1 protein-coding gene is annotated in these 1940 nt (G+C 67.9%); it reads left to right on the forward strand.

Annotated features, from left to right (window positions below):
• On the forward strand, nt 1-1940 hold a 1940-nt coding region (locus ACIHAX_RS37745), incomplete at both ends, for a condensation domain-containing protein (protein ID WP_397282454.1).

Consider the following 1940-nt stretch of genomic DNA (forward strand, 5'->3'; position numbering starts at 1 on the left):
GAGTCGTTGCCGGGGTACATGATTCCGGCGTCGATTGTGGTGTTGGACGAGATTCCGTTGACGCCGGTGGGGAAGTTGGATCGGGCGGCGTTGCCGGAGCCGGTGTTCGCGGTGCGGGCGTTTCGTGCGCCGTCGACGCCGGTGGAGGAGATCGTGGCGGGGGTGTTCGCGGCGTTGTTGGTGGCGCAGGAGGACGGCCGCGTCGGTGCGGATGACGACTTCTTCGAGTTGGGTGGGAATTCGTTGTTGGCGGCGCAGGCGGCGGCGCGGATCGGTGCGGCGTTGGATGTGCGGGTGCCGGTGCAGTTGTTGTTCGAGGTGAGCACGGTTGCGGGGTTGGCTGCGCGGGTGGAGGCGCATGCGGGGTCGGCGGCGGGGCAGGCGTTGCGGGCGTGGCCGCGGCCGCAGCGGGTGCCGTTGTCGTATGCCCAGCAGCGGATGTGGTTTTTGAACCGGTTCGATCCCGCGAGTGGGGTGAACAATATTCCGGTCGCGGTGCGGTTGAGTGGTGCGTTGGATGTGGCGGCGTTGCGGGCGGCGGTCGCGGATGTGGTGGCGCGGCACGAGGTGTTGCGCACGGTGTATCCGGATGTGGATGGTGCGGGTTTCCAGCTGGTGTTGCCGGTGGAGGATGCGCGGGCGGTGCCGGATGTGCTGGTGCGCCGGGCGCATGAGTCGGAGGTGGCCGCGTTGGTGGCCGCGGCGGTGACCGAGGGTTTCGATGTGACCGCGGCGCCGCCGGTGCGGGTGCGGTTGATCGTGTTGAGCGAGACCGAGCATGTGCTGGTGTGTGTGGTGCATCACATCGCTGGTGACGGGTTCTCGATGGGTCCGTTGACGCGGGATTTGATGAGCGCGTATGTGGAGCGGGCTCGGGGTGGGGCGCCGGTGTGGCCTGCGTTGGAGGTGCAGTACGCGGATTACGCGTTGTGGCAGCGGGAGATTTTGGGGGATGAGCGGGATCCGGGGTCGTTGCTGGCGGCGCAGGTGCAGTTCTGGCGGGAGGGGTTGGCGGGGTTGCCCGAGCAGGTGGAGTTGCCTGCGGATCGGGCGCGGCCGGTGGTGGCGTCGTATCACGGGGCCACGGTGGGGTTCGAGGTCGACGCCGCGGTGCATGCGGGGTTGAGCCGGGTGGCGCAGGCGCACAACGCGACGGTGTTCATGGTGGTGCATGCGGCGTTGGCGGTGTTGCTGGCGCGGTTGTCGGGCAGCCGGGATATCGCGGTGGGCACGCCGGTGGCCGGGCGGGGTGAGGCGGCGTTGGATGATCTGGTCGGGATGTTCGTCAACACGTTGGTGTTGCGTACCGAGATCGATCCGGGGGTGCGGTTCGAGGAGCTGCTGGCGGGGGTGCGGGCGGTGGATGTGGCGGCGTTCGGGCATGCGGATGTGCCGTTCGAGCGGTTGGTGGAGGTGCTGGATCCGCCGCGTTCGCCGGCGCGGCATCCGTTGTTCCAGGTGATGTTGACCTTCCAGAATCTGACGGTGCCCGAGCTCGAGTTGCCGGGGTTGTCGGTGTCGGGGCTGGATCTGGCGGTGGGGTTGGCGAAGTTCGATCTGCAGTTGGCGGTGGCGGAGAATCTCGACCGTCATGGTGGGGCGGGTGGGTTGTCGGCGGCGTTCACCTATGCCACCGATTTGTTCGATGACGCGACGGTGCGGGATTTCGCCGATCGGTTCACCCGGATCCTGGCCGCGGTGGCGGCGGATGCGTCGGTGGTGGTGGGCGATATCGATGTGCTGGCCGCTGGTGAGCGGGAGTTGGTGTTGCACGAGTGGTCCACTCCGGGGGCGCTGGTGCCGGAGGTGACGTTGGTCGATGTCATCACCACCCAGGCCCGTAACCGCCCGGACGCGGTGGCGATCCGTTCGGGTGAGACCACGTTGACTTTCGGTGAGTTGCACCGGCGGGCGAATCAGGTGGCGCGGGCGTTGATCGC

It is taken from the genome of Nocardia sp. NPDC051929 (assembly GCF_044548645.1).
GTDB classification, from domain to species: Bacteria; Actinomycetota; Actinomycetes; order Mycobacteriales; family Mycobacteriaceae; genus Nocardia; species Nocardia sichangensis.